We start from the raw sequence: 2,136 nt of genomic DNA, 5'->3' as shown, positions 1-2,136 counted from the left end.
CCTGCGCTTCCTGCTGGGGCGTCGTCAGCACCAGCGCGCGCGTGCCGCCGAGCCGTTCGACTTCGGCCTTCGCGCTCGCCAGCGTTCCGCTGCCGAACACGACGCGGCAGGGCAGGTTTTCAAAGGTGAACGAACCGATCATGTGCCGGTCTCTTTGATGGGATAATCGACCTGGAAGCGCCCGATCCGCAAGTCGCCCAGCGCCTCGCGCACGCGCAGATGTTCCGGATGGTTGGCATAGGCGGAAAGCGCGGCCTGGTCGGTAAATTCGGAGAACAGGACCACGTCGCAGGCGTAATCGACCGCGCTGACGTCCATGCCGACCTCGATATGGGTGAGGCCGTCGATCCGACCCTTGAGGCCCTCGAACAGGGTCTTAACCTTGACCCGAGCAGCGGAGCGCTCCTCGGAGGTCTCCCCGCGCAGCCGCCACATCACGATGTGCCTGATCGGGCCCGACATTTCCTGATTTCCTCGCCTGCCATTCTCTCTTGTTGGGCTCATTTTGCCTTGCAGAAATCGGAAATAAAGGCCAAAATTTGTAAGTCTCTTTTCCTCTTTTAGCAAAAATGGACCGGCTGCTCCAACTCGAGGTCTTCTCCAAAACCGCCGAACTCGGCAGTCTTTCCAAAGCTGCCGAAATTCTGCGGATGTCGAACGCGGCCGCGAGCCGCCATCTCAGCGCGCTGGAGGAGCGGCTTGCGGTCCGGCTGATCGAGCGGAACACGCGGCGGCAATGGCTGACCGAAGCCGGGCAGGAGCTGCTGCAGCGTTGCAGCACGCTCTTGAATGAGCTCGCCGAAGCCGAGGACGCCGTCTCCGACCGCGCGCTGTCACCGAAGGGCATGCTGCGCGTGACGTCTTCGCTGTCCTTCGCGATGATCTATCTGGCGCCGATGCTGCCCGCCTTCCGCGCGCTCTATCCAGATCTCAGCGTGCAGATCATCAGCGCCAACCGCTATCTCGACTTCATCGAAGCCGGTATCGACGTCGCGATCCGCACGCGCGAGCACGAGCCCGATTCCAACATCATCGTCCGCCGCATCGGCCAGATGCATCGCGTGCTCGCGGCAGCTCCCGCCTACCTGGAGAAGCACGGCCGGCCGGAGCATCCCACCGATCTCGCCCGCCACAACATGCTGATCTACAATCTCGCCAACGATCCCTATTCGCTGCGGCTGAGCCAGGGCAGCACGACGCAGACGGTCCGGATCGCGCCGACGCTCGACAGCAATGACGGCCAGATCATCTGTGGTGCAGCCCGCGCAGGGCTCGGCATCCTGATCCAGCCGCTTTATATCGTTCAAGCCGATATCGCCGCCGGCCGGCTGGTGCCGGTCCTGATGGGCTGGGAATTGCCGCTGCTCACCATGAACATCGCCTATCAAAACCGCGTCAGGCTGCCCGCCAAGATCAGGGTCTTCTCCGACTTCCTGGTCGGCTATATTCGCGAGCATTCGCAGCCGGGGATCTGGATCGACGCGGCGAAGTGAGCGGAGAGCATCCATGTATCTCGGCATCGATCTCGGCACCTCCGCGGTCAAGACCGTTCTCGTCGACGATGCCCAGCGCGTGATTGCAAGCGAGAGCCGGCCGCTGACGACGGCCTCGCCGCAGGCCGGCTACTATGAGCAGGATCCCGCGCAGTGGATCGATGCGACCTTCGCCACGCTGGATGCCCTGAAGGCAACGCATCCCGGCGAGCTGGCGGCAGTCGAAGGCATTGGACTGTCCGGCCAGATGCACGGCGCCACGCTGCTCGACGCGAGCTTGAGACCCCTGCGGCCCTGCATCCTCTGGAACGACGGACGCGCGGCCCTTGAGTGTCGTATCCTGGAGCTACGCTGGCCTGCGTTGCGTGCGACGACGGGCAACAAGGCGATGCCGGGCTTCACCGCGCCGAAGCTGCTCTGGATCGCGGCGCATGAGCCTGACATCTTTGCGGCGTTGAGGCTCGTTCTGTTGCCGAAAGCCTATTTGCGCCTGGTGCTATCAGGCGAGGCCATCGAGGACGTCTCGGACGCATCGGGATCGCTGTGGCTCGACGCCGCGCGCCGGGACTGGTCGGACGCAGCACTGGCGGCGAGCGGCCTGTCGCGCGATCACATGCCGCGTCTCGTCGAGGGATGCGCGCCC

3 protein-coding genes and 1 pseudogene are annotated in these 2,136 nt (G+C 64.0%); 2 read left to right on the top strand and 2 right to left on the bottom strand.

Going from position 1 to position 2,136, the window contains the following annotated elements; all coding sequences use genetic code 11:
• Positions 1-142, bottom strand: a pseudogene (locus MOV75_RS35645) (maleylacetate reductase); the annotation flags it as partial.
• Positions 139-462 carry a Dabb family protein gene (locus MOV75_RS35640; RefSeq protein ID WP_246920922.1) on the bottom strand — a complete coding sequence of 108 codons (324 nt, stop codon included), beginning with the start codon at positions 460-462 and terminating at the stop codon, positions 139-141. The gene MOV75_RS35640 and the pseudogene MOV75_RS35645, both read right to left, overlap by 4 nt.
• Before the next feature lie 107 nt (positions 463-569).
• On the opposite strand from MOV75_RS35640, the gene MOV75_RS35635 reads away from it, so the two are divergent.
• Positions 570-1,493, top strand: coding sequence for a LysR family transcriptional regulator (locus MOV75_RS35635; protein WP_246920924.1), 924 nt, complete (start codon positions 570-572; stop codon positions 1,491-1,493).
• A 13-nt stretch (positions 1,494-1,506) separates the two neighbouring features.
• Positions 1,507-2,136 (top strand): FGGY family carbohydrate kinase (locus MOV75_RS35630; RefSeq protein ID WP_247007680.1); only part of this gene is annotated, 630 nt, incomplete at its 3' end.

This window comes from Bradyrhizobium sp. PRIMUS42 (assembly GCF_023006515.1).
Lineage (GTDB): Bacteria > Pseudomonadota > Alphaproteobacteria > Rhizobiales > Xanthobacteraceae > Bradyrhizobium.
This window is presented reverse-complemented; position numbering and strand designations above follow the sequence as displayed.

Excerpts from the sequence above, each read along its gene's own strand:
- MOV75_RS35640 (WP_246920922.1), bottom strand. The coding sequence starts at position 462 with ATGTCGGGCCCGATCAGGCACATCGTGATGTGGCGGCTGCGCGGGGAG.
- MOV75_RS35635 (WP_246920924.1), top strand. The coding sequence starts at position 570 with ATGGACCGGCTGCTCCAACTCGAGGTCTTCTCCAAAACCGCCGAACTC.